Source organism: Streptomyces sp. NPDC005070 (assembly GCF_053600395.1).
In genome coordinates this window covers 22,096-48,959 of the sequence record NZ_JBSFZS010000052.1, presented here as the reverse complement: position 1 = coordinate 48,959, position 26,864 = coordinate 22,096, and the positions used below count along the sequence as shown (strand labels likewise).

Here is a 26,864-nt window from a genome sequence, read left to right as displayed (position 1 = left end):
GCCTGGTACCCGGTTCCGGGTGCGGCCGGCTGCCCGGTCCCGGGCACGACCCACCGCCTGCCCCGGGTGCGGCTCAGGAGGCCTGTTCGGCCTCCGGCGCCGGCATTCCCTGGGCCGCCTGGCGGGCGGAGAGCGCGCCGTTGAAGCGCGTGAGGAGCGCGCAGAACACCTCACGCTCCTCCGGCGCCCAATCGTGTGTCAGCTCGGCCATCAACTGACGCCGGGACGTGCGCACTTCGTCCAGCCGGGACTGGCCGCGCGGGGAGAGCTGGAGCACCACGGCGCGCCCGTCCTCGGGGTGCGAGGTGCGCTTGACGAGCCCGGTGTCGACCAGCGGGGCGACCTGCCGGGTGACCGTCGAGGAGTCGATCCCCATGCTTGCCGCGAGCGCCTTGACGCCCATCGGGCCTTCCTTGTCGAGGCGGTTGAGCAGGAGGTAGGCGGCCCGGTCCATGGAGTTGCGCACTTGCCCCACCCCGCCGAGCCGGGTCTGTTCCGCACGGCGCGCGAAGACCGCGACCTCGTGCTGAAGGGCTTCGAGAAGACCGGTGTCACCGACGGTCGTCATGTCCATCGACATCTCTGGTGTAGTGGGCATGGCCGGGGGCTCAATTCATGCGTGGGGAGCTGGGTTGGGGGACAGGTTACGCGGCCGGGGCGCGGGCCGTACCGGCGCTGAGCAAACCGAGTCTCGGAGCGTGGTCACCACGGGAGTGCGCCCGCGTGAACTGCGAGACTGACGGTCATGAGCTACAGCAGGGCTGACTCCTTTCCCAGTGTGACGCTCGACGACGTGCGCGGCGCGCAGAAGATGCTGTCGGGTGTGGCGCGGGTGACCGCGATGGAGGGCAGCAGGTATCTGTCCCAGCTCGTGGGCGCACCGGTGCAGTTCAAGTGCGAGAACCTCCAGCGGACGGGATCGTTCAAGCTGCGCGGCGCCTACGTGCGGATCGCGGGCCTGCTCCCGGAGGAGCGCGCCGCGGGCGTCGTCGCCGCGAGCGCGGGCAACCACGCGCAGGGCGTCGCCCTCGCCTCCGCGCTCCTCGGTGTGCGGTCCACCGTGTTCATGCCGAACGGGGCCCCGCTGCCCAAGGTCGCGGCCACCCGCGACTATGGCGCCGAGGTGAGGCTGCACGGGCAGGTGGTCGACGAGACCCTGGCCGCCGCGCAGGAGTACGCGCAGCGGACGGGCGCGGTCTTCATCCACCCCTTCGACCACCCCGACATCATCGCGGGGCAGGGCACGGTCGGCCTGGAGATCCTGGAGCAGTGCCCGGAGGTGCGCACGATCGTCCTCGGGATCGGCGGCGGCGGGCTCGCGGCGGGCGTGGCCGTCGCCGTGAAGTCGCTGCGCCCGGACGTCCGGATCATCGGGGTGCAGGCGGAGGGCGCGGCGGCGTATCCGCCCTCGCTCGCGGCGGGGCGGCCGGTGTCGGTCGAGAACCCGGCGACGATGGCCGACGGCATCAAGGTCGGCCGCCCCGGCGACGTGCCGTTCCGCCTGGTCGAGGAGCTGGTCGACGAGGTCCGTACGGTCTCCGAGAACGATCTGTCCAGCGCGCTGCTGCTGTGCCTGGAGCGCGCCAAGCTGGTCGTCGAACCGGCCGGCGCGAGCTCCGTCGCGGCGCTGCTGCGCGACCCCGGCACCTTCGAGGGCCCGGTCGTGGCGCTGCTGTCGGGCGGGAACGTGGATCCGCTGCTGATGCAGCGCATCCTGCGGCACGGCATGGCGGCGGGCGGCCGCTACCTGGCGGTCACGCTGCGGCTCACCGACCGGCCCGGTGCCCTCGCCACGCTTCTCGGGGTGTTGTCAGTGGCGGACGCTAACGTCCTCGATGTGAGCCACGTACGGACCGATCCACGGCTCGGGCTCACGGAGGTGGAGGTCGAGCTGCACCTGGAGACGAAGGGGCACGAGCACTGCGCCGAGGTGAACGCGGCGCTGCGCGAGGCGGGGTACACGGTCATCGACTGAGGGCGCGGCAGCCCGTGGGGGGCCGGTCTTCCCGCTTCGGGAAATTCCATTGAGTGACGCGATACATCGCGTTACGGTGGGTCCGCGGATCGGCGCCGACGGGGCCGGGCCGATGACTTTTTCGTCGTGCGCGAGTCTCCAGTACACGCACATCCGAAAGCATGCGCACACCCCAAAATCCCCAACGACGTGGAGAACACTCATGCCAGGCGCCATCTACGCCGAAGGCCTGGTGAAGACCTTCGGTGACGTAAGGGCTCTGGACGGCGTCGACCTCGATGTCCCGGAAGGCACCGTCCTCGGCCTGCTCGGGCCGAACGGCGCGGGCAAGACGACCGCGGTCCGCTGTCTGACGACCCTGCTGCGCCCCGACAGCGGCAAGGCCGTCGTCGCGGGCGTCGACGTGCTCAAGGACCCCGACGCGGTACGGCGCAGGGTCGGCCTCTCCGGGCAGTTCGCGGCGGTCGACGAATACCTGACCGGCCGCGAGAACCTCCAGATGGTCGGACAGCTCTACCAGATGCGCGCGAAGGCCGCCAAGGTCCGCGCGGACGAGCTCCTGGAGCAGTTCAACCTCGCCGACGCCGCCGACCGCACCGCGAAGACGTACTCGGGCGGCATGCGACGCCGTCTCGACCTCGCGGCGGCCCTGGTCGTGTCGCCCCCGGTGATGTTCATGGACGAGCCCACGACCGGCCTCGACCCGCGCAACCGTCAGCAGCTCTGGGACGTCATCAAGCAGCTCGTCTCCGGCGGGACGACCCTGCTGCTGACCACCCAGTACCTCGAAGAGGCCGACCACCTCGCGCACGACATCTGCGTCGTCGACCACGGCCGCGTCATCGCCCGCGGCACCGCCGACGAGCTCAAGGCACAGACCGGCGGCGAGCGCGTCGAGGTCGTCGTGCACGATCGCGAGCACATCGCGACCGCCTCCGAGGTGCTGCGCGGCTTCGGCAAGGGCGAGACGACGGTCGAGGAACACACCCGCAAGCTCACCGTGCCCGTCACCGGCGGCGCGAAGCTCCTCGCGGAAGTGATCCGCGAGCTGGACGGCCGCGGCATCGAGATCGACGACATCGGCCTGCGCCGTCCCACCCTGGACGACGTCTTCCTCTCCCTCACCGGCCACGTGGCCGAGGAGAAGGCCGAGGAGGGCGACGGCCGGGCGGACGGCCGGGGCGCCAAGGGCAAGGAAGCCCGGACCGACACGAGCAGGAAAGAGGCCGTGAAGTGAGCGCCGTCAGCGACGCCGTGCGGGTCACGGCACCCTCGAACCCGGTCTACCAGTCCGTCCGGGACTCCCTGGTCATCGCCAAGCGGAACCTGATCAGAATGTCCAGGATCCCGGAGATGGTCATCTTCGGACTGATCCAGCCGATCATGTTCGTGGTGCTGTTCACGTATGTCTTCGGCGGGTCCATGAAGATCGGCGGCAGCACCAGCGCCGCCGACTACACGAACTTCCTGATGGCCGGCATCTTCGCCCAGACGGTCACCTTCGCGACCGCGGGCGCCGGCGCGGGTATCGCCGACGACATGCACAAGGGCCTGATCGACCGCTTCCGGTCGCTGCCCATGGCGCGGGGCGCGGTGCTGACCGGCCGCACCCTGGCCGACCTCGTGCAGACCGCGCTGACCCTGCTGGTCCTCGCGGTGGTCGCCGTCCTGGTCGGCTGGCGGGTCGGCTCGAACGGCAGCACCGACGCGTTCCGCGTCATCGGAGCCTTCGGGCTGCTGCTCCTGCTCGGGTACGCGTTCACCTGGATCGGCGCGCTCATCGGCCTGTCCGTGCGGACACCCGAGGCGGCCACGTCCGGCGGCCTGATCTGGCTGTTCCCGGTCACGTTCATCTCGAACGCGTTCGTGGACACCAGCAACATGACCCCCTGGCTGCGGCATGTCGCCGACTGGAACCCGTTCAGCGCCACCGTCCAGGCATGCCGGGTGCTGTTCGCCAACCCGGGCGTGTCGACGTCCGAGGCCTGGCCCATGCAGCACCCCGTCTGGGCCTCGGTGATCTACTCGGTCCTGATCGTGGTGATCTTCCGGACGCTCGCCGTCCGCAAGTACCGCTCGGCGACGGCGTGACGCCCCTGCCCTGACCGACGCGGACATGACGATGCCCCCGGCGTGCTGCCGGGGGCATCGTCGTCGCCGGTCCTGGGCTCAGCCCTGGTACGGCACGGCCTTCAGGATCTTGACCGAGGCGAGCTTGCCGTTCGGCAGCTCGTACTGGGCGTCCTCGCCGACCTTCTTGCCGCTCACGCCGGAGCCCAGCGGGGACTGCGGAGAGTACGTCTCGATGGCGGAGCTCGCGTACTCGCGCGAGGCGAGCAGGAAGTCCAGGGTGTCGTCCTCGTCGCCGTCGAAGGCGATGGTGACGACCATGCCCGGCGCGACCACGCCGTCCGCCGCGGGAGCCTCGCCGACCTTGGCGTTCTCCAGGAGCTGGGTGAGCTGGCGCACGCGGAGCTCCTGCTTGCCCTGCTCTTCCTTGGCCGCGTGGTACCCGCCGTTCTCGCGCAGGTCGCCTTCCTCGCGCGCGGCCGCGATCTTGGCGGTGATGTCCGTGCGCGCAGGACCAGACAGGTACTCCAGCTCGGCCCTGAGCTGGTTGTACGCCTCCTGGGTCAGCCAGGTGACGTTCTCACTGGTCTGGGTCACAGGTGCTCCTCGTAGGTACTGGGAATACAAAGCATCGCCCTACCCAGAAGCATGTTCTCTCACGGGTGGGCGAAACCACGAGCCTAACAATTCAGCGGCTCGGAGGGGAGGACATAAGACATCAGAATTGCATCAACGCTGGTCAGCCACTGGTCGGCCGTTGGTCGCCCAGAGTGATTCCGGCCCGCGCCGATGGCGTCGGGGCCGGGCCGGCGGTGCAGCTCAGCCCGCGTGACAGCCGAGGAGTTCCGCCGTGGTGCCCCGGGCCGTCGTACGCAGGGTGACCACCTTGTCGAGGCGGGAGGAGTCCTGGTCGAAACGGAAGTCCGCGCGGCCCACCTCCAGGCCGTCGGCGTCCTGCGAACGCAGGGTGCAGTAGCCCTTCGTACCGGCGTCCTTGTGCACCTCCAGGTGCACCTCGACCGCGCGGTCCGAGACCGCCTTGAAGGTGATCACCTGCGCGCTGATCTTGGACCCGGCGATGTAGTCGTAGCCGAACCAGCCGACCACGCCGATCAGGGCGACCCCCAGGACACCGCCGATGATCCTGAGCTTCCGGTCGGCCCGCTCGTCCGCGGAGCGGCCGTACCGCCCCTCGGGCAGCCGCGTGCTCGACGTACTCATGATCGTCCTCTCGGCCGGGTCACGGGGACGGACCCCGGAATTAATCGCCCCCCGATTCCGTCACTATAGAAGCCGCCCACAGCGCGGAATCACGCCGGGCGCCGACAGCCGACTCAGGCGACAGCCGACTGACCGAGGATTGAGTCTTGACTGACCAGCTGCGACTGATGGCCGTGCACGCCCACCCCGACGACGAGTCGAGCAAGGGTGCGGCCACCATGGCGAAGTACGTGTCCGAGGGGGTGGACGTGCTGGTCGTGACCTGCACGGGCGGGGAGCGCGGCTCCATCCTCAATCCCAAGCTTCAGGGCGACAAGTACATCGAGGAGAACATCCACGAGGTACGCAAGAAGGAGATGGACGAGGCCCGCGAGATCCTCGGCGTCAAGCAGGAGTGGCTCGGCTTCGTCGACTCGGGGCTTCCCGAGGGCGACCCGCTGCCGCCGCTGCCCGAGGGCTGCTTCGCCCTGGAGGACGTCGACAAGGCGGCCGGCGAGCTGGTCAAGCAGATCCGCTCGTTCCGCCCGCAGGTGATCACCACGTACGACGAGAACGGTGGCTACCCGCACCCCGACCACATCATGACCCACAAGATCTCGATGGTGGCCTTCGAGGGCGCCACGGACACCGAGAAGTACCCGGAGTCCGAGTTCGGCCCGGCGTACCGGCCGCGGAAGCTCTACTACAACCAGGGCTTCAACCGCCCGCGCACCGAGGCGCTGCACCACGCGCTCCTGGACCGCGGGATGGAGTCGCCGTACGGGGACTGGCTGAAGCGCTGGAGCGAGTTCGAGCGCACCGAGCGCACGCTGACCACGCACGTTCCGTGCGCGGACTTCTTCGAGATCCGTGACAAGGCGCTGATCGCGCACGCCACGCAGATCGACCCCGACGGCGGCTGGTTCAAGGTCCCCATGGACGTCCAGCGGGAGGTCTGGCCGACCGAGGAGTACGAGCTCGCGAAGTCCCTCGTGGACACATCCCTCCCCGAGGACGACCTCTTTGCGGGCATCCGCGACAATGCCTGACATGAGCGCAAGCCTGGCACTGACGCACCTCGTCCCCCTCGCCAAGGAGGTCGACGAGAACAAGGTCACCCCCGGCGTCCTCGGCTTCATCGTCTTCGCGGTGATGGCCCTGGCCGTCTGGGGTCTGATGAAGTCCATGAGCAAACACATGGGCAAGGTCTCCTTCGAGCAGGACCCCGAGAACGAGGCGGTGTCCGCCGACGGCTCCGGATCCGGCGGGAAGACCGCTCCCGCGAAGGGCTGAGCGGGCGCCCGCGCGGGGCCGGGCAGGCACCCGCGGGAGCCCCGGCCACGGGCTTGAGCGGCGCCACCGGCCTGACCGGCGGCCATCACGCCACCGGCCTGACCGGCGGCCGTCAGCCATGACCGGACTCCCGGTGTGAGGCCCCGCGGGCGCACACCGGGCTTCGCCATGTGCCCGCGGGGCCGCCCGCCTCACGCCGCCGCCGTCGCGGTCGGAGGCCGCCGCCGCGTCACGTCGTCACGGGCACGCCCATCACATCGCGGGCGTGCCGTCCCGGCACCATGCCCAGGCGCCAGGCCTGCCACCCGGCGTCCAGGTCCACTCCCCGTTCCAGCAGCAGCCGGTACGCCTCGATGAAGTCGTCCAGCCGGCCGTCGCGGGTGGCGTGGCCGGCCCGCCCGAGCTGCGACAGCTCCTCCACGGCCACCGCGGCGCCCACCTCGTGGCCGCCCGGCGCCGCGTAGGGGAGCAGGGTGCAGCGCAGGAAGCGGGCCCAGTCCTCCCCGCGGCGGTCGCCGTACGAGGTGAAGAGGCCGACGGCCTCGTCGCACAGGGTCAGCGCCTGCTGGGTACGGGCGTTGCCCGCGTCGACGACGGCGAGCTCCAGGCAGGTCCACGCCTCGCCGTGAGCGACCCCGATGCGCTGGAAGTCCGCGCGGGCGTCGACCAGGAGCTGGCGGGCGAAGCCCGAGTTCCGCAGGGAGCCGGTCTGCGCGGCGCGCTGGTCGCGGGTCACGCGGGCCGAGTGGTGGCGGGCGCAGGCCAGCCCGTAGACGTCCCGCATGCGCGAGAACATCGTCCGGGAGCGCTCCAGCTCCCGCACCGCCTGGTCCAGGCTGCCGGTCTCCTCCAGGGACTGGCCCAGGTAGTAGACCGTCCAGGCCTCGCCGCGCGCGTCCTCGTTGTCGCGGTGCCGGGAGGCCGCCTGGCGCAGCCCGTCGACCGCGGCGGAGGGGTCGCCCTCGACGAGTCTCGCGCGGGCGAGCTGGGTGAGCGCCCAGGCCTCCCCGCGGGCGTCGCGCGTACGGCCGTACAGATCGAGCGCCTCGCGCAGTTCACGCTCCGCGCGCGGGACGTCGCCCATCCGCAGACCGAGCTGGCCGAGCTGGAAGTGGGCCCAGGCCTCGCCGTGCACGGAGCCGCTCTCACGGTGCAGGACCAGCGCCTCGGTGAGGAGCCCGAGAGCCTGGCCGAGCCGGGACCTGTCGCGCTCCACCGCCGCGAGCGCGTGCATCGTCCAGGCACGGTCGGCCGCCAGCTCGGGTGAGGCCTGGAGGTCCATGGCCTCCTGGAGCTTGGCCGCCGCCTCGACGAGGCCGCCCTGGTGGTGCAGCGTGATGCCGAGCGAGCACAGCGCTCGCGCGGCGCCCGCGTCGTGATGGGCCTCGAAATACAGGTCGACCACCGCGGCCAGGGTCGTCCGCGCCTTGTCCAGCTCGCCGAGCTGGCGGGCCGCGATACCGGTGCGCCACTGCACCGAGCGGACCAGGAGCCCCTGGTCGACGGCCTGGGTCAGCTCGCTGATCTCGCCCAGCCGGTACAGGTCGCCGCGCAGCAGGCAGTAGTCGCACAGGGCGCCCAGCAGATGGAGCACCGCCGCCTGGTCGACCCCTTCCGCGTGTCTGAGGGCCGCCGTGATGAAGCTCGACTCGTCGTCCAGCCAGCGCAGCGCGGCGTCCAGGGAGGTGAAGCCGTGCGGCCCGAACTGGTCGGCGCGCGTCGACGTCTTGCCGTCCACCAGGCGGATCACCGAATCGGCGAGCTCCGCGTAGTTCACGATCAGGCGCTCCTGCGCCGCCGTGCGCTCCGAGGCCTCCTCCTCGTCGAGCAGACGCGCCGCCGCGAAGGTCCGTACGAGATCGTGCAGGCGGTAGCGGCTGCCGCGCACGTGGTCGATGAGACCCGCCCGGGACAGCGCGGTCAGATGACGGAGGGCCTCGGGTTCGTCCGTCGCGAGCAGGGAGGCCGCCGCCGCCGCGCCCAGCGAGGCCCGGCCGGCCAGGGCCAGCCGGCGCAGCAGCCGGCGCGCCGTGACCGACTGGTCCGTGTACCGCAGCCACAGCACCCGCTCGACGGGCTCCACCGGGCCGTAGGCCGCGAGGTCGCCGGCGAGGGCGCGCGGGGTGCGGGGGCCGAGCGAGGAACCCGCGACCCGCAGCGCCAGCGGCAGACCGCCGCACAACTCCCTTATGTGTTCGGCGGATTCGGCGTCGTACGGGCCGGACGCGTCCTGGGCCGCCGCGGTCAGCAGCTCCTCGGAGCCCGCCGCGTCCAGCGCCTCCACGGGAAGCTGGTGCACCCAGGCGGCCAGGCCGGCGGGCAGGTCGAGGGGTTCGCGGGCGGTCACCAGGACCAGGCTGTCGGAGCGCTCGGGGACCAGGGTGCGTACCTGCTCGGCGTCGCTCGCGTCGTCCAGCACGATCGTGACGGGCAGGCCCGTCAGATGCTGGTGATACAGCTCGCTCAGCCGTTTGACCTGCTGGTCCTGCGAGGAGCGCTCACGGAAGAGGAGCTGCTCGCGCGGGGCGCCCAGCCGGTTCAGCAGGTGGAGCAGCGCGTCGCGGGTGGTGAGCGGCGGATCGTCCGGGCTGTCGCCCCGCAGGTCGACCACGCACGCGCCGCGGAACTGGTCCTTGAGGGCGTGCGCCGCCCGGACCGCGAGGGTGCTGCGGCCGGAGCCGGGGGTGCCGTGCAGCACGACGACCGTCGGTTTCGTCTCCGTGCTCGCCCGGGCCGCGTGAACCCACCGCGCGATCCGTGACAGTTCGCTCCGGCGTCCGGTGAACGGGCCTTCCTGCTCCGGGAGCTGACCGAACGACTGCTCCAGCACGTTGCGGCGGCGGGCGGCGGCGCTCTTGTCGGTGCGCCGCAGTTGGGGGGCGCCCTTCTTGGCGCCGGTGGTGGCGCTGAGCACCCGCTGCTGGTCGAGGAACGGGCGGACGCCCCGTACCTCCAGGGCCGTCAGCCACTGGAGGCGCAGTTGCTCGGGGCCGCCGGGCTGTCCCAGGGCTCCGGCGCGGCGGCTCGCGGCGGGCACGTGCGTGGCCGTCACCTTGAGGACCGTGGCGGTCGCGCCCGCCACGGCCACCGTCGCTCCGGTGCCCACCGCCGTGCCGGCGCCGGTGCCGAGGGCCAGGTCGGCGACGACGGCCGCGAGCGCGCCGACCGCGGCCACCAGCAGGGGAGTTCCGGATCCCTCGCGGGCGAACCGCTGCCCGAAGGTCTGCCGTCCCGCCTCGGACTCCTCCAGCGCCCGTGCGTACGCCGTGTACTCCTCGGCGGCCGTCTCCGCCATCGCGTCGAGCGAGGCCCGCGCCCGTGACAACAGGGCGCTCCCGTCCGCACGCCCCCCTGAGCGCCGCACCTCCTCCTCGACAGCCCGGACCAACAGCCGCTCGGCCTCAGCCCGATGGCCGTCCCGCATGTCACGTCCCCCTCCGGCAGCAACTCCCTGGCCTATGAGTGTCCTTCGGCCGCGACGCGAGCGCGAGGGGGCGTCGATCATTCACCGCGATCGCGTGTGCCGGCCGTCGGAGTCCGCCCCCCTGGGACGCACGCGACCCGCCCGTTCCTCGCGTGGGGCCCGGCCTTGGGAGAGGGCGAGGAACACAGGCGCGGGCGAGCCCCGCCTCCGCCACCGCGCAGGCCAGGGCGCCCCTGGACCGATACGGCCACTCTCGTGAAGATGCCCCGACGGGGCACGTCCGGTGCACCCTGTGCTTCCACGCCGTCCCGGACGCCGTGGGAGAGTGGCGGAGTGAACCGACTGGCCCATGAGACGTCCCCGTATCTGCTCCAGCACGCCGACAACCCCGTCGACTGGTGGCCGTGGTCGGCCGAGGCCTTCGACGAAGCCCGCAGAAGCAACCGGCCCGTTCTGCTGAGTGTCGGGTACAGCGCCTGTCACTGGTGCCATGTCATGGCCCACGAGTCCTTCGAGGACGAGGCGACGGCCGCCTACCTGAACGAGCACTTCGTCAGCGTCAAGGTCGACCGCGAGGAGAGGCCCGACGTCGACGCCGTCTACATGGAGGCCGTGCAGGCGGCGACCGGGCAGGGCGGCTGGCCGATGACCGTGTTCCTGACCCCGGACGCCGAGCCGTTCTACTTCGGCACCTACTTCCCGCCCGAGCCCCGCCACGGCATGGCGTCCTTCCGGCAGGTGCTGGAGGGCGTGGCGAGCGCCTGGAAGGACCGGCGGGACGAGGTCGCCGAGGTCGCGGGGAAGATCACGCGGGATCTCGCCGACCGGGAGATGTCCTTCGGGGACAGCCGGGTGCCGGGCGAGGAGGAGCTGGCCGGGGCGCTGCTCGGACTCACCCGGGACTACGACGCGGCGCGCGGAGGATTCGGCGGCGCGCCCAAGTTCCCGCCGTCCATGGTGATCGAGTTCCTGCTGCGCCACCACGCCCGGACCGGATCCGAGGGCGCTCTGCAGATGGCCGTGGACACCTGTGAGCGAATGGCGCGCGGTGGTCTCTACGACCAGCTCGGCGGCGGCTTCGCCCGCTACTCCGTCGACCGGGACTGGGTGGTCCCGCACTTCGAGAAGATGCTCTACGACAACGCCCTTCTCTGCCGTGTCTACGCGCACCTGTGGCGTTCCACCGGGTCCGAGCTCGCGCGGCAGGTCGCGTTGGAGACCGCGGACTTCATGGTGCGTGAACTGCGTACCGCCGAGGGCGGGTTCGCCTCGGCGCTCGACGCGGACAGCGACGACGGCACGGGCAGGCATGTCGAGGGCGCCTACTACGTGTGGACGCCGGCGCGGTTGCGTGAGGTGCTCGGGGACGCGGACGCCGAGTTCGCGGCGCGGTACTTCGGGGTCACCGAGGAGGGCACCTTCGAGGAGGGCGCCTCCGTCCTGCAGTTGCCGCAGCAGGAGGAGGTCTTCGACGCGGACAGGCTCGCCTCGGTGCGGGAGCGGCTGCTCGCGGCGCGGGACGGGCGGCCCGCCCCCGGGCGCGACGACAAGGTGGTCGCCGCCTGGAACGGGCTCGCGGTGGCCGCGCTCGCGGAGACCGGTGCCTACTTCGACCGCCCCGACCTGGTGGAGGCCGCGATCGGCGCCGCCGACCTCCTCGTACGGCTGCACCTGGACGACCGGGCGAGGCTGGCCCGTACCAGCAAGGACGGCCGGGCCGGCGCCCATGCCGGGGTGCTGGAGGACTACGCGGACGTCGCCGAGGGCTTCCTCGCGCTGGCGTCCGTGACCGGGGAGGGGGTCTGGCTGGAGTTCGCCGGGTTCCTGCTCGACCATGTCCTCGCGCAGTTCACGGACGCCGAGTCGGGCGCGCTGTACGACACGGCGGCCGACGCGGAGCGGCTGATCCGCCGCCCGCAGGACCCCACCGACAACGCCACGCCCTCGGGGTGGAGCGCGGCGGCCGGGGCGCTGCTGTCGTACAGCGCGCAGACCGGCGCGGAGCCCCATCGCACCGCGGCCGAGCGGGCGCTCGGTGTCGTGAAGGCGCTCGGGCCGCGGGCGCCCCGTTTCATCGGGTGGGGGCTCGCGGTGGCCGAGGCGCTGCTCGACGGCCCCCGGGAGGTCGCGGTGGTGGGCGAGGCGGGCGATCCGGCCACAACAGCCTTGCGGCGTGCGGCACTTCTGGGCACCGCGCCGGGCACCGTCGTCGCGGTGGGCGCTCCGGAGAGCGACGAGCTGCCGCTGCTGTCCGGGCGCCCGCTGGTGGAGGGGAAGCCGGCCGCGTACGTCTGCCGAAACTTCGTCTGCGACGTCCCGACGACCGATCCCGAGCGGCTCCGCGCGGTCCTGAACGGCCGAAACACGTAACCACCAACCGGTCCAAACGCCCCCAGAGAGCGGTTTGTTCGGCAATTTGACCGAGCGTGATGAAACACGCTCTTCATCGGGGCAACCCGTGTCCTTCACAGATCACCCATAGCTTCTGCGTGGGGTCGTGACAGCCGTTACGTGCTGTCACGACGGGGGTTTTGGGATCTGGGGGGATCTGTGCTCACGTCTGTCTTCATCGTTGCCGTTTCTCTGGCGCTCTTCTGGATGGCGGCCTTCACCCTGTGGTGGCAGATGCACGCGTGGCGTACGCCCGAAGTGCTGGCCTCCACCCGGTTCGGCCGTCCGGACGGGGGTGAGAGCCTGTCCTTCTCGCTGCTGCTGCCCGCGCGGCACGAGCAGGCGGTGCTCGACCACACCATCCGGCGACTGCTGGAATCCGGCCACACGGACTTCGAGATCATCGTCATCGTGGGGCACGACGACCCGGAGACCACCGAGGTGGCCCGGAGCGCGGAGGCGCGCGACCCGCGGGTGCGGGTCGTCGTCGACCACCACGAGCGGAAGAACAAGCCGAAGGCCATGAACACGGCCCTGCCGCACTGCCGCGGCGAAGTGGTCGGGGTCTTCGACGCCGAGGACCAGGTGCATCCCGAGCTGCTCGCCCACGTCGACCACGCGTTCCGCACGACGCAGGCGGACGTCGTCCAGGGCGGGGTGCAGCTCATCAACTTCCATTCGAGCTGGTACAGCCTGCGCAACTGCCTGGAGTACTTCTTCTGGTTCCGCTCGCGCCTTCACCTGCACGCGCAGAAGGGGTTCATCCCGCTCGGCGGCAACACCGTCTTCGTACGGACGCGGGTCCTGCGGGAGGCCGGCGGCTGGGACCCCGACTGCCTCGCGGAGGACTGCGATCTCGGCGTACGGCTGTCCAGCGTCGGCAAGAAGGTCGTCGTCGCGTACGACTCCGGCATGGTGACCAAGGAGGAGACGCCCGGCTCGCTGATGTCGCTGCTCAGACAGCGCACCCGCTGGAACCAGGGCTTCCTTCAGGTCTACCGCAAGCGCGACTGGAAGCAACTGCCCACCTTCGGACAGCGGTTGCTCGCCCGCTACACGCTCATGACGCCGTACCTCCAGGCGGTTTCCGGGGTGATCATCCCGCTCAACGTGGCGGTCGCGATCTTCCTCGACGTACCCGTCGGGATCGCGTTCATCACCTTCCTGCCGGCCGTGACCGCCCTGGTCACCTTCGTGTTCGAGCTCGTCGGGCTGCACGACTTCGGCAAGCAGTACGGACTGCGCGTCCGCACCGTGCACTACCTGAAGCTCGTCGCCGGCGGGCCCTTCTACCAGGTCCTGCTCGCGGGTGCCGCCGTACGCGCCGTCTGGCGTGAACAACAGGGGCGCAACGACTGGGAGTTGACCAGTCACGCCGGCGCGCATCTCACCGAGGCGATCCGAGAGGACGTTCCCGCGTGACTTCCACCCTCCCCGCGGCGGCCACACCCACGGCCCCCGCGCAGCGGCCACCCGCGCCCGAAAACCTCCCGGCACGGCTCACCGGCCCGCTTCTCCGAGGCTCACGCCCCGATCTGATCCTGTGCCTGGCGCTGCTCACGGCGATCCTCGCCGTGCAGGGCTGGAACATCGCCGCCTATCCGGCCCTCAGCGACGACGAGGGCACCTACCTCGCCCAGGCCTGGGCCGTCCAGCAGGGCAAGGGCCTGGCCCACTACACGTACTGGTACGACCATCCACCGCTCGGCTGGATCCAGATAGCCCTGCTGACCTGGGTCCCCGCGCACCTCAGCCCGTCCCTGATGACCGTCGGCCCGATGCGCCTCGCGATGCTCGTGGTCAGCGCGGCGAGCGCGGTCCTGCTGTACGTCCTCGCGCGCCGGCTGTCGCTCCCGCGCTGGGCGGCCGGGCTCGCGATGGTCCTCTTCGGGCTGTCCCCGCTCTCGGTCGTGCTGCAGCGGGAGATCTTCCTCGACAACATCGCGGTGACGTGGACGCTGCTCGCGTTCTGTCTGGCCGCGTCGCCGAGCCGTCACCTGTGGCACCACTTCGGCGCGGGCCTCGCGGCCGCCGCCGCCGTGCTGACCAAGGAGACGATGCTGGTCGTCCTGCCCGCGCTGTTCGTCACGATGTGGCGGCACAGCCACCGTGACACCCGCAAGTTCGCGCTCACCGGCGCCGTCACGGCCTGCGTGCTGATCGGCACCGCGTATCCGCTCTTCGCCCTGCTCAAGGGGGAGTTGCTCCCCGGCGGCGGACATGTCTCGCTCTGGGAGGGCATCACCTACCAGATGAGCCGTCCCGGTTCCGGATTCCTCCTGGAACACGGCACCGGCTCGTACGGTGTCCTCCATTCCTGGCTCTACTACGACCGGGTGCTGCCGCTCGGCGGGCTCGCCGGCGCGCTGCTGCTCCTGGTCACCTTCCGCTGGTCGGTGACGGCCCGCGCCCTGGCCGGTCCCGCGCTCGCGGTGGCGATCCTCGCCCTGGTGGCGCTGCGCCCGAACGGCTACCTGCCGGCCATGTACGTCGTCCAGGCCCTGCCCTTCCTCGCCCTCGTCCTCGCCGGGGGCGCCGCGAGTGTCGCCCACGCCGTGCTGCGCAGACGGCGGACGACCCAGGAGCCCGCCCACGTCACATGGGGGCGCCGGGGGCTGGCGGCGGTGCTCGTGGTGGCCGCGGGTTCCTATGTCGTGCCCCGGTGGTACGACGGTGACCGCACCGCGGTGACGGCCGACGCCAACGCCCCCTACCGGGCGGCCTCCTCCTGGCTGAGGACCGAGGTGAAGGACCCCGAGGACACCCGGGTCCTGGTCGACGACGGGCTCTGGCTCGACCTCGTGCACGACGGCTACCGGCCGGGCCTCGGCGCCATCTGGTTCTACAAAGCCGACCTCGACCCCGCCGTCACGAAGACGATGCCGCGAGGCTGGAAGGACCTCGACTACGTGGTCGCCTCCCCGACGGTACGGCGTGACGCGGCCGACCTGCCGAACGTGAAGGCCGCGATCGAGCACTCCACGCCCGTCGCCACCTTCGGCACGGGCGAGGACCGCATCGAGATCCGGCGGATCGACGGGTCCGGCGACGCGGGAGACATCAACGGCACCACCACCACGGCCCGTTCCGGAGGCGGTCGATGAACAGCTTCGAGAGCATGGTCCCGGAGGCACTGGGCGATCCGGCGGTACGCGCCGCCGGGATCCCGGAGCCCGGTGCCGTCACCATCGTCGTGCCGACCTTCAACGAGTCGGCGAACATACGGCAGTTGCTGCGCCGGATCACCGCGTCGGTGCCGGCGCGACTGCCCTGCGAGGTCGTCTTCGTGGACGACTCCACGGACGACACCCCCGAGGTGATCACCGAGGCCGCGCGGGACTGCCCGTTCCCGGTGAGCGTGCTGCACCGCGAGGAGCCCGAGGGCGGGCTCGGCGGCGCGGTGGTGGAGGGGCTGAAGGCGGCGACTTCCCAGTGGATCGTCGTCATGGACGGTGACTGCCAGCATCCGCCTTCCCTGATACCGGAGTTGATCGCCTCGGGGGAACGCACGCACGCGGGCCTCGTGGTCGCCAGCCGGTACATCAAGGGCGGCAGCAGGGAAGGGCTCGCGGGCGGTTACCGGATCGCGGTGTCGCGCGGCGCGACCTGGCTGACCAAGGCGCTCTTCCCGCGCCGGCTGCGCGGCATCAGCGACCCGATGAGCGGGTTCTTCGCGATCCGGCGCAGCGCGGTCACCGCCGAGATCCTGCGGCCGCTCGGCTACAAGATCCTCCTCGAACTGGCCGTGCGCAGCCGCCCCCGCCAGGTCACCGAGGTGCCCTTCGTCTTCCAGGACCGTTTCGCGGGCGAGTCCAAGTCGTCGGCGGCGGAGGGCCTGCGGTTCCTGCGCCATCTCGTCGGGCTGCGCACCGCCTCACCGGTGGCCCGCATGACGGTCTTCGGGCTGATCGGCGCCACCGGCTTCCTGCCGAACCTGCTCGGCCTCTACGCGCTCACCGCCGCCGGACTGCACTACGTACCGGCGGAGATCCTCGCCAACCAGCTCGGCGTGGCCTGGAACTTCCTGCTCATCGAGCATCTGCTGTTCCGGGAACGCCGACGGCACCGCTCGGGCTGGGACCGGGCGGGCCGCTTCGCGCTGCTCGCCAACGCCGATCTGGTACTGCGCATCCCGCTGATCGCGCTCTTCGTCCGCCACCTCGGGATGGGCGCGCTGTCCGCCACGGCCCTGGCCCTGGTGACGACCTTCGTCCTGCGCTTCGCCGGGACCGAAGCGCTGGTGTATCTGCCGCGCCGTAGCGGCGGCGGGCGGGGGAACCGCAGGGCGAGGAGGACGGCGTGAGATCAAGGACGGGACCACGACGGAGGACCGCTCTGCTGGCGGTGACGGGCCTGGCCGCCGGACTGCTGCTGGTGTCGCCGCAGCCCGCGTCCGCCGCCAACCTCGTCACCAACCCGGGCTTCGAGACCGACGGCACCGACGGCATGCCGTCCTGCTGGGAGAAGTCCGGCTGGGGCGACAACGACTTCGGTTTCGCGACCGTGTCCGACGCCCACTCGGGCACCAAGGCCATGAAGGTCACGCTGACCCGCCGGGTGGACGGCGACCGCAAGGCGCTGATCACCGAGTCCACCGCGTGCGCGCCGGTCGTCACGGCGGGCAGGCAGTACGACCTCGGGCTCTTCTACAGGACGACGACCCCCGACGCGGCGATCACGCTGTTCCGGCACGACACCACGGCGGGCTGGCAGTACTGGACCGACCTCAAGACCCTGGACATGGCGGCGGCCTGGACACCGGCGACGGTGCGCACCCCGGCCGTCCCGGCGGGCACCGACCGCATCACCTGGGGTGTCTCCGTGTACGGCACGGGCTCGGCGACCACCGACGACTACACGATGGAACAGGTCTCCGTCCCCGTTCCGCCCGCCACCTGCACGGGCACGGCCGAGGAGTGCGCGAACGGGAGGTGGACGGTCCTGCCCACGCAGAACCCGGTCCGCTCCATGCACTCCGTCGTCCTGAACAACGGCAAGGTGCTGCTGATCGCGGGCTCCGGGAACAGTGAGGAGAACTTCGCGGCGGGCACCTTCACGTCGGCGGTCTACAACCCGGCGACCGGCTCGTACAAGGTGATCCCCACCCCCAAGGACATGTTCTGCGCCGGGCACGTCCAGCTCGCCGACGGGCGGGTGCTGGTGATGAGCGGCAACAAGGCGTTCCCGGTCGTGGGCGGGCACGGGTACGAGGGGTACAAGGACTCGTACATCTTCGACCCGGTCACCGAGACGTACAGCAGGACGAACGACCTCAACGACGGTCACTGGTATCCGTCCGCGACCGAGCTGGGCAACGGCGACATCATCTCGTTCGGCGGTCTGCGCGAGGACTCGTCGGGCTCGGTGACGGCCGAGCGCTGGTCGAACGCACAGCAGCAGTGGCTGCCGCTGTGGCAGGTCAACCAGACCTGGTCGTTCTGGGGGCTGTACCCGTCGATGATCCTGATGCAGGACGGGCGGCTCTTCTACTCGGGCAGCCATGTCTTCGGCAACGGCACCCCGGGCACGGGCTCCGCGATCTACGACTACGACGCCAACACCACGACCGCGGTCCCGGGTCTGCGGAACAAGGACGAACGCGACCAGTCCGCGAGTGTGCTGCTGCCTCCCGCGCAGGACCAGAAGGTCCTCACCCTCGGCGGCGGCAACATCGACTCCAACCCTGCGGCCGGCCGGCTCACCGACATCATCGACCTCAAGGCGGCGAACCCGGCGTACACGATGGGCCCGCCGATCCCGCGGGGCACGGTGGACCTCGGCAACGGCGAGGTCGCCCAGACCGGCGACCAGGGCAAGATGTACGTGTCCGCCGTGCTGCTGCCCGACGGCAAGGTCCTGGAGACGGGCGGCGCACTGCACAACCGCGCCGATCCGGTCTTCGAGGCGTCGATCTTCGACCCGGCGACCTCCACCTTCGACCCGGTGGCCGCCGACCCGGAGGCCCGCGGCTATCACTCCTCCGCGTTCCTGCTGCCCGACGGCCGGGTGATGGCCACCGGTGACAACCCGGGCAACGGCACCTGGAACCACGACGTGTCCGTCTACACCCCGCCGTACCTCCTCAAGGGCAGCCGTCCGACGATCACTTCGGTGATCGACAAGGAATGGGTGTACGGGGACACGCAGCGCATCACCGTCGACCGGCCCGTGGTGAAGGCCGAGTTGATCAGGCCCGCCGCGGTCACCCACTCGTCCGACCCCAACCAGCGGTTCGTGGACCTGCCGCTGAGCGTGGACGGGAACAACGTCGACCTCAACGTGACGAGCAACCCGAGCCTGGCGCCGCCCGGCTGGTACATGCTCTTCGCGGTGGACGCCAACGGCGTTCCCTCGGTGGCCGAGTGGGTGCATCTCCAGGGCCCCTCCGCGCTCGCGGCGGACACCGCGTCGGCGCACGTCCACTCCTTCGCCGACTCCCTGACAGGCGCCGTCACCGGGGCGGACAGGAAGCGGACCTCGCAGAAGGTGTCCACCACCGTCTCCGGCTGCGACCGCCACTACGGCTCGGTCAACGTCTGTGTGCCGACGGTCTTCCCGGAGGGGGTGAGGAAGACGACGGCCTCCCGCTGCGCGTGGCTGAGGAAGAACGACTACGGACGGCTCAGGATCAACGGCAAGGACGATCCCCTGGGACTCGACCCCAGCGGGGACGGACTGGCCTGCGGCGCGAAGGACCTGATCAGGCGGTAGGCGCCGTCCGGAGGGCTCGGGGGCCCTCCGTCAGGTGCCGAACTCCGCGAGGGCGCGCTCCACGACGGTCTCCAGCCGGTCGTGGTGCGCGCCCTTCCAGTAGGCGCGCCCGCACTCGGCGCACTGGGCGAAGACGTCGTACGACCGCTCGGTGCCGCTCTCGAGCTGGTCCGCGACCTGCTCCTTGGTGGCCTTGGCGAGCAGGCCGTTGCACGCGGTGCAGCGCGTCCAGGGCCGCAGCTCGGGCGCGAACCGGCCCAGCACGTCGCGGAGCTGGTCGTCGGGGCGGGTGCTGTAGACGAAGCCGCCCGCCCACAGTTCGCGGCGCCGCAGCAGACCGCGGTCGCGGCTGAGCAGGACGCGGCGTTCGGCCGCCGAACGGGCGGCGAGCGCCGGGTCGCCGATGTCGGTGGACTCGTACGCCGTGTCGACGCCGAGCAGGCGCATCCGGCGGGCGAGGGTGCCGAGATGGACGTCCAGGAGGAAGCGCAGCGGCGCGCCGGGTACCCGCTGGGGGCGTTCGACGGCGCGGACCCGTACGGACTCGTCCGCGGCCGGGATGTGGGAGAACGGCACCTCGCGCCCGTCCACGACCAGGGCGCCGACCTCCGTCAGCGGGACGCCCAGCGACTCGACGACGTGGCCGAGGGTGGAGGAGCCGTCGGTGCCGACGGGGGTGACCCCGGAGCGGCGGGCGTGCGGGACGAACAGCCCCAGTTCGGGGGCGAATTCGATGTGGATCTCCGGTCCGTTCACGCGGTCAGGATGTCATGCGGGGTGTGGCCCGGTCCTGCGGGTTTCGCGGCGGCAGTCCGTGCTCCAGGACGTTCACCGTGCGCTCGACCAGGTCGGCGAGGTCGTCCCCCTGGCCGGTCTCGGCCCAGTACAGGGAGGTCTCCATGAGTCCGCCGATCAGCGACATGGCGAAGACACGGACCTCCAGGCCGTCCGGGTCCAGGCCGGAGCGCTCCCCGATGGCCCGGCTCAGCAGCCGCCCGGTGACGGACATGCTCTCCATCATCCGCGAACGCACCGCGGGCACCTCGACCATCAGCCGGGTGCGCAGCCGGCTGATCTCGGGATCCTCGGCGGTGCCGACGCCGACGGCCTTCCTGAGCACATGACGCAGGGAGTCGAACCACGGCTCGTCCGCGGGGCGTTCGCGCAGCTCCTGTTCGAGGAGCGGGTCGTACTCGTCCGTGAGGACGATGTCCTCCTTGGTGGGGAAGTAACGGAACACCGTGGAGGGGGAGACCTCGGCCGCCTCCGCGATCTGCTCGATCGTCGTGGCGTCGTACCCCTGCCGCTCGATCAGCCGGTACGTCGCCTCGCGGATCGCGATGCGGGTCTTGATCTTCTTCCGCTCGCGGAGCCCCGGCTGGGGCTCCGCGGCGGGAGTGGAACTCTGCGCGGTGGCGGCCATGGGTCTCATTGTCCGGCATCGGCCGTGGCCGGTGCCATGTCGGTGCCCTCCTCCGAGGCGGGGGCGGACCGCGGCGGGTTCGGCAGCAGGGCCGCCGCGAGCAGTGCGGTGACCAGCGCCGCGATCCCGCTGACCAGCAGGACCAGGTCCATGCCGTGGATGTACGCGGCGTTCGCGGAGGCTTCGAGAGCCCGGTCGCCGAGCCGGCCGGCGACGACGTGGGCGCCGACCACCGAGTCGTCGGCGGCCCGCGCGGCGGCGCGCGGCAGCGCGGAGGTGTCGAGCCGGTCGGCGTAGGTGCTCGCGAGCAGGGAGCCGAGCAGGGCGATGCCGATCGCGCTGCCCACCTGGCGGACCGTCATCAGCAGTCCGGAGCCGCTGCCGGCCCGGTCGCGGGGGAGTGCGCCGAGGGCGGTGGACATCGCGGGCACCACGGCGAAACCGAAGCCGAGTCCGGCCACGGTCAGCCACAGGGCGGTGGCCCCGTACCCGTCGTCGACGGTCGTACGGCTGCCGAGGAACGCGGCCAGGGCGAGGACGAGGAGACCCGCGCTGATCACCGCGCGGGGCCCGAAGCGGGTGACCAGCGGCTGCGCGCCCCGGGAGGCGATCAGCAGCCCGCCCATCATCGGCAGCAGACGGACGCCGGTCGCGAGGGCGTCGTGGCCGAGGACCGCCTGGAGGTACTGCGGCAGCACGAACATCAGGCCGGACAGGACGAACATGACGAGCGTCGCGGCGAGGGTGTTGAGCAGGAAGCCGCGCTGCCCGAGCAGGGCCAGGTCGAGCATCGGGCGGGGGCTGCGGCGCTCGCGGACGACGAGCAGGGCGATCAGGACGACGGCGGCGGCGAAGCAGCCGAGGACGAGCGGGTCGCCCCAGCCGCGGGACGGGGCTTCGATGATCGCGTAGACGAGGACGCTGAGACCGACCGCGGTGAGCGCGGTGGAGAGGGCGTCCACCCGGGGTGAGGCGGGGTCGCGGGTCTCGGGGAGCAGGAGGACGCAGGCCGTGATGCCGATGGCGGCCATCGGCACGTTGACCAGGAAGACGGAGCCCCACCAGAAGTGGTTCAGCAGCCAGCCGCCGATGATCGGGCCGAGCGGCAGACCCAGCGCCGAGGCGGCGGAGACGGCCCCGACCGCCTTGGTGCGTTCGTCGGGTCCGAACAGCGAGGGCAGTACGGCGAGCGCGAGCGGCATCACGAGCGCGCCGCCGACGCCCATCAGGGCCCGGGCGGCGATCACCCAGGTGACGTCGTCGACGAGGGCGCCCGCGAGGGAGCCGGCCAGGAAGACCACGAGCCCGGTGATGAGCATCCGGCGCCGCCCGAAGCGGTCGCCGAGCAGTCCCGCCGGGAGCATCAGCGAGGCGAAGACGACGACGTACGCGTCCGCCATCCACTGCTGCTCACCGGTGGACGCGCCCAGGTCCCGGGCCATCGTCGGCAGTGCCACGTTGAGGATCGTCATGTCGAAGCCGAGCACGAGCATGCTCGCGACCAGGGCCCCGAGGGCCCACCAGCGTCGGGGGTCGCGCCGAACGGCGCCGTCCTGTGTGAGAGTCACCATGAAATGAGAGTAACTCTCAAAAGATGGGGGATGTCAATCAGGTGCGGCCTTCAGTTGATGACGGGTGTCGTCGCGATGGAGCGCGATGGAGCGCGATGGAGTGCGATAGCTGCACGGTGACCCACGGTGGCCCGACGGTGGCCGGAAAACGCGCAGTGGCCGCGGCTGGGGAGCCGCGGCCACTGGAAAGGGCGAGTTCGGTGGGGCCTGGAGTCAGCCGTGCCGGTAGGCCACCAGGGAGATGCCGACGTAGTGCACGATGAACGCCGCGAGGGTCAGGGAGTGGAAGACCTCGTGGAATCCGAACCAGCGCGGTGACGGGTTGGGCTTCTTGATCCCGTAGATCACGCCGCCCGCGCTGTAGAGCAGCCCGCCGACGATCACCAGGACGAGGACGGCGATGCCGCCCGTGCGCATGAAGTCGGGCAGGAAGAAGACGGCCGCCCAGCCCATCGCGATGTAGCACGGCGTGTAGAGCCAGCGCGGGGCACCGACCCAGAACACCCGGAAGGCGATGCCCGCCGCCGCGGCGGCCCAGATGCTCCACAGGAGCCACTGCCCCTTGGCCTCCGGCAGCAGGAGCATGGTCAGCGGGGTGTAGGTGCCCGCGATGATCAGGAAGATGTTCGCGTGGTCGAGCCTGCGCAGGACGCCGTCCATGCGCGGGCTCCAGTTGCCGCGGTGGTACAGGGCGCTCACGCCGAACAGGAGGCAGGCGGTCAGGGCGAAGATCCCGCAGGCGATGCGTCCCCGGGTCGAGTCCGCCAGGGCGGTGAGGACCAGTCCGGAGACGAGGGCGGCCGGAAACATGCCGAGGTGCAGCCAGCCGCGGAGCTTGGGCTTGATCTCTTCCGACAAGGATGGCGCGACGGACGGCCGGCCGGCGGCCGGCGAGTCCGTAGGCGCGTCGGGGACGGGCGCAGTCATGCGCCGAATCGTACCTACGGAACCGTAAGTTACGTGTCAGTCCCGCATAAGCGAGCCGCGATAGTGGCCATGATCTCACGGCGTCGGCGGGCGCCGCCGGGGTACTCGCGGTGAACCCGGGGTGAGCGGGCGGAAACCTCCCTGGAAGTGGCGATGCTCACTCCGCTCAAGTGTGAGGCCCTCTGGACATATGCGCGCACCAGTCGGATCATCAAATGAGTGCGGTCGGCACCGGATGAGCGCCAGGGGTTCAATCACCGTGAAGCATCCGGGTCGCAGCCCCCACGGGGCACAACAACAAAACCCCTCATTTAGGAGCAATCGTGGCGCGCGACATCGCGGCTCCCGTCCCGACCAACCACAAGGAACTGATCTCGTGGGTCAACGAGATCGCCGAACTGACCGAGCCGGACAGTGTGGTCTGGTGCGACGGATCCGAGGCCGAGTACGAGCGACTGAGTGAGGAGCTCGTCCGCAAGGGCACCTTCAAGAAGCTCGACCCGATCAAGCGCCCCAACTCCTACTACGCCGCCTCCGACCCGACCGATGTCGCGCGGGTCGAGGACCGGACGTTCATCTGCTCCGAGAAGGAGAAGGACGCGGGTCCGACCAACCACTGGAAGGCCCCCGCCGAGATGCGGGAGATCTTCCAGGGCGAGGGCGGCCAGGGCGGCGTCTTCCGCGGCTCGATGCGCGGCCGCACGATGTACGTCGTCCCGTTCTGCATGGGCCCGCTCGGCTCCGACCTCTCCGCGATCGGCGTCGAGATCACCGACTCCGCCTACGTCGCCGTGTCCATGCGCACCATGACCCGCATGGGACAGCCGGTCCTGGACGAACTCGGCACCGACGGGTTCTTCGTGCGTGCCGTGCACACGCTCGGAGCACCGCTGGCCGAGGGCGAGGCGGACGTGCCGTGGCCCTGCAACTCCACGAAGTACATCTCCCACTTCCCCGAGACCCGCGAGATCTGGTCGTACGGCTCCGGCTACGGCGGCAACGCGCTCCTCGGCAAGAAGTGCTACGCCCTGCGCATAGCCTCCGTGATGGCGCGCGACGAGGGCTGGCTCGCCGAGCACATGCTGATCCTCAAGCTGACGCCGCCGCAGGGCGAGTCGAAGTACGTCGCCGCCGCCTTCCCGAGCGCCTGCGGCAAGACCAACCTCGCCATGCTGGAGCCCACGATCTCCGGCTGGACGGTCGAGACCATCGGTGACGACATCGCCTGGATGCGGTTCGGCGAGGACGGCCGCCTCTACGCGATCAACCCCGAGGCCGGCTTCTTCGGCGTCGCTCCCGGCACCGGTGAGCACACCAACGCCAACGCGATGAAGACGCTGTGGGGCAACTCCGTCTTCACCAACGTCGCGCTCACCGACGACAACGACATCTGGTGGGAGGGCATGACGGAGGAGACTCCGGCCCACCTGACCGACTGGAAGGGCAACGACTGGACCCCGGAGTCCGGCACGCCCGCCGCGCACCCCAACGCCCGCTTCACGACGCCCGCGTCGCAGTGCCCGATCATCGCGCCCGAGTGGGAGGACCCCAAGGGCGTGCCGATCTCGGCGATCCTCTTCGGCGGCCGCCGCGCCACCGCCGTCCCGCTGGTGACGGAGTCCTTCGACTGGAACCACGGTGTCTTCCTCGGCGCGAACGTCGCCTCCGAGAAGACCGCCGCAGCCGAGGGCAAGGTCGGAGAGCTGCGCCGCGACCCCTTCGCCATGCTGCCGTTCTGCGGCTACAACATGGGCGACTACATGGGGCACTGGGTCGACGTCGCCAAGGACAAGGACCAGTCGAAGCTCCCGAAGATCTACTACGTGAACTGGTTCCGCAAGAACGACGCGGGCAAGTTCGTCTGGCCCGGCTTCGGTGAGAACAGCCGCGTCCTGAAGTGGATCGTCGAGCGCCTCGACGGCAAGGCCGAGGGCGTCGAGACCCCGATCGGCGTCCTGCCGACCCGGGAGTCCCTCGACACCGACGGTCTCGAACTGGCCGGCGACGACCTCGACTTCCTGCTCACGGTCGACAAGGAGGTCTGGCGCGAGGAGGCCGCCCTGGTCCCCGAGCACCTCAACACCTTCGGCGAGCACACGCCGACGGAGCTGTGGGACGAGTACCGCGCACTGGTGCAGCGCCTGGGCTGACGCCCTCAACCACTCCGCGGCCGACCCGAGTTGCCCTGACCTGCGACCGTTGCGGCGGTCGGCCGCGGTGACCGCACCCGCCGGGGTTCCGCGCGCATCCGCGCGGGACCCCGGCTTTTTCGTCCTCCGCGCCCCGCCCGTGCCGGAACGGCTGAAAAAGCGCGGATTTCGAGGGACACTCCTGACATCCTGCATTGGACCCCGAAATGAGGTGGGCGGGGTGCGTACGCCTGTCAGTGACCCCATGAAGATCGGTCCGTATCGCATCGTGGGCCGGCTCGGCTCCGGTGGCATGGGATGGGTGTATCTCGGCCGCTCGCCCGCCGGGCGCGAGGTCGCGGTCAAGGTGGTGCGGCCCGAACTGGCCGCGGAGCGTGAGTTCCGGGAGCGCTTCGCGCGCGAGGTCGCCGCGGCACGCGTGGTCAGCGGCGCCTACACCGCGGCCGTGGTCGACGCCGACACCGAGGCCGAACTGCCGTGGCTGGCCACCCTGTACGTGGCCGGTCCCTCGCTCGCCGAGGCGGTCCGCACCGACGGACCCCTGCCCGAGCCGCAGGTACGGCGACTCGGCGCGGGCCTGGTCGAGGCGCTGCAGGCCATCCACGCCGCACGCGTCGTGCACCGGGACCTCAAACCGGCCAACGTGCTCCTGGCCTCCGACGGCCCGCGCGTCATCGACTTCGGGATCTCCCGTGTGGACGGCGCCCCCGGCCTCACCCAGGTCGGCGTCGTCGTCGGCACCCCGCCCTTCATGTCCCCCGAGCAGATCAGGGGCGCCAAGGTGGGCCCGGAGAGCGACGTCTTCTCCCTCGGCGGGGTCCTGGTGTACGCGCTCACCGGACGTCCGCCGCACGGCAACGGAGAGGCCGTGCGCCACCGCGTGGCCTTCGACGACCCCGAACTCGACGGCATCGCGGGCCCGATGCGGGAACTGCTCGCGCGCTGTCTGGCGAAGCGTCCCGAGGACCGGCCCCGGCTGGACCGACTCCTGGCCGGGCTGCTGGAGCAGGAGCCCCGGCAGGCCGACTGGCCGCCGCCCACCGTCGCCCACACCATCAGGGCGCGCACCCAGGATCTGATGAAGCGCCGCAAGGAGAGCACCAGCGTGTCCGTACCCTCCTGTCTGCTGTCACACGCCCAGGCGCTGCTCGACGCCGGATTGACCGACGCGATGGTCGCCGAGGCGGTGGGCCGTGGCGACGCCTGACTCCTTTTCCGGCCGGAGCCGGGAGATTCTCGAAATCGGAACGCACTGGCGGCAGTTGGTGCAGACCTGGGTGGCGAGACGGAATTTCCACACGGTGACCGACACCGTTTCCGTCTCCATGAGATTCGACCTCGAGGAAACGGGCCGGATGGTTACCGTCCGGTTCATGACGACCAAGAGATTGCTGGTCGCATTCGCCACCGACGGGCATTTCCTGCGCAAGGACCAATTGGCCCTCGCCGCCGCCGCGTCGAACGCGTGGAACACCGAACAGCTCCATCCCATGCTGTCCGTGTGGGACGTACGGGGGCCGCGCCCCTGTCTCGCGGGTGTGTGCGACCTTCCCCTGACCTGCCGCATGACGCAAACAGATTTCGATGCTTTGGCCAGTGATTGGGTGGAGCGGGCGAGACAGATGTTCACCCGATGCCATCAGGTGTTCGAGTTGTAGAAGTGATGTCCCCCGCGTTCCTCAAACCCTTCCGGACACCCGCCGGTTTCCGCCACTATGGGCGAGTGCCT

21 protein-coding genes are annotated in these 26,864 nt (G+C 70.8%); 13 read left to right on the top strand and 8 right to left on the bottom strand.

Translation table 11 applies throughout. The features are described 5' to 3' along the window. Positions 1 to 73 precede the first annotated feature (73 nt). A complete protein-coding gene (locus tag ACWEBX_RS19455; RefSeq protein ID WP_451886074.1) occupies positions 74 to 580 on the bottom strand; it encodes a MarR family winged helix-turn-helix transcriptional regulator in 507 nt (168 codons plus the stop codon). 165 nt (positions 581 to 745) lie between these two features. On the opposite strand from ACWEBX_RS19455, the gene ilvA reads away from it, so the two are divergent. The 3 genes from ilvA (at position 746) to ACWEBX_RS19440 (ending at position 4,066) form a co-directional block, all read left to right on the top strand. After that, positions 746 to 1,975, top strand: a complete 1,230-nt coding sequence (ilvA, locus tag ACWEBX_RS19450) for a threonine ammonia-lyase (protein WP_451886062.1) — start codon at positions 746 to 748, stop codon at positions 1,973 to 1,975. A 202-nt stretch (positions 1,976 to 2,177) separates the two neighbouring features. Next, a complete protein-coding gene (locus ACWEBX_RS19445; protein ID WP_451886061.1) occupies positions 2,178 to 3,212 on the top strand; it encodes an ATP-binding cassette domain-containing protein in 1,035 nt (344 codons plus the stop codon). Next, on the top strand, positions 3,209 to 4,066 hold the full coding sequence (locus tag ACWEBX_RS19440) for an ABC transporter permease (RefSeq protein WP_451886060.1): 858 nt from the start codon (positions 3,209 to 3,211) through the stop codon (positions 4,064 to 4,066). Before ACWEBX_RS19445 ends, ACWEBX_RS19440 begins: the two co-directional genes overlap by 4 nt. A 78-nt stretch (positions 4,067 to 4,144) precedes the next feature. On the opposite strand, the gene greA is transcribed toward ACWEBX_RS19440, so the two are convergent. Together greA and ACWEBX_RS19430 are read right to left on the bottom strand one after the other, a co-directional pair. Next, positions 4,145 to 4,642, bottom strand: coding sequence for a transcription elongation factor GreA (gene greA, locus ACWEBX_RS19435; protein ID WP_451886059.1), 498 nt, complete (start codon positions 4,640 to 4,642; stop codon positions 4,145 to 4,147). A gap of 222 nt (positions 4,643 to 4,864) precedes the next feature. Continuing rightward, the gene (locus tag ACWEBX_RS19430; RefSeq protein WP_386982704.1) at positions 4,865 to 5,266 is read right to left on the bottom strand and encodes a DUF4307 domain-containing protein; all 402 of its coding nucleotides are present in this window, start codon (positions 5,264 to 5,266) and stop codon (positions 4,865 to 4,867) included. Positions 5,267 to 5,433: 167 nt separating this feature from the next. On the opposite strand from ACWEBX_RS19430, the gene mca reads away from it, so the two are divergent. Both mca and ACWEBX_RS19420 read left to right on the top strand, forming a co-directional pair. Beyond that, positions 5,434 to 6,294, top strand: coding sequence for a mycothiol conjugate amidase Mca (gene mca / locus ACWEBX_RS19425; RefSeq protein ID WP_451886073.1), 861 nt, complete (start codon positions 5,434 to 5,436; stop codon positions 6,292 to 6,294). Next, positions 6,287 to 6,538: a hypothetical protein gene (locus ACWEBX_RS19420; protein ID WP_384800233.1), complete on the top strand. Its 252-nt coding sequence runs from the start codon at positions 6,287 to 6,289 to the stop codon at positions 6,536 to 6,538. The genes mca and ACWEBX_RS19420 overlap by 8 nt, the downstream gene beginning before the upstream one ends. A 229-nt stretch (positions 6,539 to 6,767) precedes the next feature. Here ACWEBX_RS19420 and ACWEBX_RS19415 read toward each other — a convergent pair whose 3' ends face one another. Further along, positions 6,768 to 9,962, bottom strand: a complete 3,195-nt coding sequence (locus ACWEBX_RS19415) for a tetratricopeptide repeat protein (protein WP_451886058.1) — start codon at positions 9,960 to 9,962, stop codon at positions 6,768 to 6,770. Between the two features lie 333 nt (positions 9,963 to 10,295). Here ACWEBX_RS19415 and ACWEBX_RS19410 point away from each other — a divergent pair, with 333 nt between their 5' ends. From ACWEBX_RS19410 to ACWEBX_RS19390, 5 genes are all read left to right on the top strand, one after another. Beyond that, on the top strand, positions 10,296 to 12,332 hold the full coding sequence (locus ACWEBX_RS19410) for a thioredoxin domain-containing protein (RefSeq protein ID WP_451886057.1): 2,037 nt from the start codon (positions 10,296 to 10,298) through the stop codon (positions 12,330 to 12,332). 180 nt (positions 12,333 to 12,512) lie between these two features. After that, a complete protein-coding gene (locus tag ACWEBX_RS19405; protein WP_451886056.1) occupies positions 12,513 to 13,775 on the top strand; it encodes a glycosyltransferase in 1,263 nt (420 codons plus the stop codon). Then, positions 13,772 to 15,457, top strand: coding sequence for an ArnT family glycosyltransferase (locus ACWEBX_RS19400; protein WP_451886055.1), 1,686 nt, complete (start codon positions 13,772 to 13,774; stop codon positions 15,455 to 15,457). Before ACWEBX_RS19405 ends, ACWEBX_RS19400 begins: the two co-directional genes overlap by 4 nt. Further along, entirely contained in the window at positions 15,454 to 16,656 is a 1,203-nt protein-coding gene (locus tag ACWEBX_RS19395) for a glycosyltransferase (RefSeq protein ID WP_451886054.1), read from the top strand. The genes ACWEBX_RS19400 and ACWEBX_RS19395 overlap by 4 nt, the downstream gene beginning before the upstream one ends. Positions 16,657 to 16,799: 143 nt before the next feature. Beyond that, positions 16,800 to 19,064: a galactose oxidase-like domain-containing protein gene (locus ACWEBX_RS19390; RefSeq protein WP_451886072.1), complete on the top strand. Its 2,265-nt coding sequence runs from the start codon at positions 16,800 to 16,802 to the stop codon at positions 19,062 to 19,064. Between the two features lie 30 nt (positions 19,065 to 19,094). Here ACWEBX_RS19390 and ACWEBX_RS19385 read toward each other — a convergent pair whose 3' ends face one another. The 4 genes from ACWEBX_RS19385 to trhA all read right to left on the bottom strand — a co-directional run bounded on the left by ACWEBX_RS19385 (position 19,095) and on the right by trhA (position 22,985). Further along, positions 19,095 to 19,820 carry a Mut7-C RNAse domain-containing protein gene (locus tag ACWEBX_RS19385; protein ID WP_384787890.1) on the bottom strand — a complete coding sequence of 242 codons (726 nt, stop codon included), beginning with the start codon at positions 19,818 to 19,820 and terminating at the stop codon, positions 19,095 to 19,097. 4 nt (positions 19,821 to 19,824) lie between these two features. Further along, positions 19,825 to 20,496 (bottom strand): TetR/AcrR family transcriptional regulator, encoded by a 672-nt coding sequence (locus tag ACWEBX_RS19380; RefSeq protein ID WP_451886053.1) that lies wholly within the window; start codon positions 20,494 to 20,496, stop codon positions 19,825 to 19,827. Beyond that, positions 20,493 to 22,058: an MFS transporter gene (locus ACWEBX_RS19375; protein ID WP_451886052.1), complete on the bottom strand. Its 1,566-nt coding sequence runs from the start codon at positions 22,056 to 22,058 to the stop codon at positions 20,493 to 20,495. Before ACWEBX_RS19375 ends, ACWEBX_RS19380 begins: the two co-directional genes overlap by 4 nt. A 213-nt stretch (positions 22,059 to 22,271) precedes the next feature. Then, positions 22,272 to 22,985, bottom strand: a complete 714-nt coding sequence (trhA, locus tag ACWEBX_RS19370; protein WP_451886051.1) for a PAQR family membrane homeostasis protein TrhA — start codon at positions 22,983 to 22,985, stop codon at positions 22,272 to 22,274. A 323-nt stretch (positions 22,986 to 23,308) separates the two neighbouring features. Between trhA and ACWEBX_RS19365 the strand changes: the two genes are divergently transcribed. The 3 genes from ACWEBX_RS19365 (at position 23,309) to ACWEBX_RS19355 (ending at position 26,793) form a co-directional block, all read left to right on the top strand. Beyond that, positions 23,309 to 25,135, top strand: a complete 1,827-nt coding sequence (locus ACWEBX_RS19365; protein WP_451886050.1) for a phosphoenolpyruvate carboxykinase (GTP) — start codon at positions 23,309 to 23,311, stop codon at positions 25,133 to 25,135. A 244-nt stretch (positions 25,136 to 25,379) separates the two neighbouring features. After that, positions 25,380 to 26,342, top strand: coding sequence for a serine/threonine-protein kinase (locus ACWEBX_RS19360; RefSeq protein ID WP_451886049.1), 963 nt, complete (start codon positions 25,380 to 25,382; stop codon positions 26,340 to 26,342). Continuing rightward, complete coding sequence (locus ACWEBX_RS19355; protein WP_451886048.1) at positions 26,329 to 26,793, top strand: hypothetical protein; 465 nt, start codon at positions 26,329 to 26,331, stop codon at positions 26,791 to 26,793. Before ACWEBX_RS19360 ends, ACWEBX_RS19355 begins: the two co-directional genes overlap by 14 nt. Positions 26,794 to 26,864 lie beyond the last annotated feature (71 nt).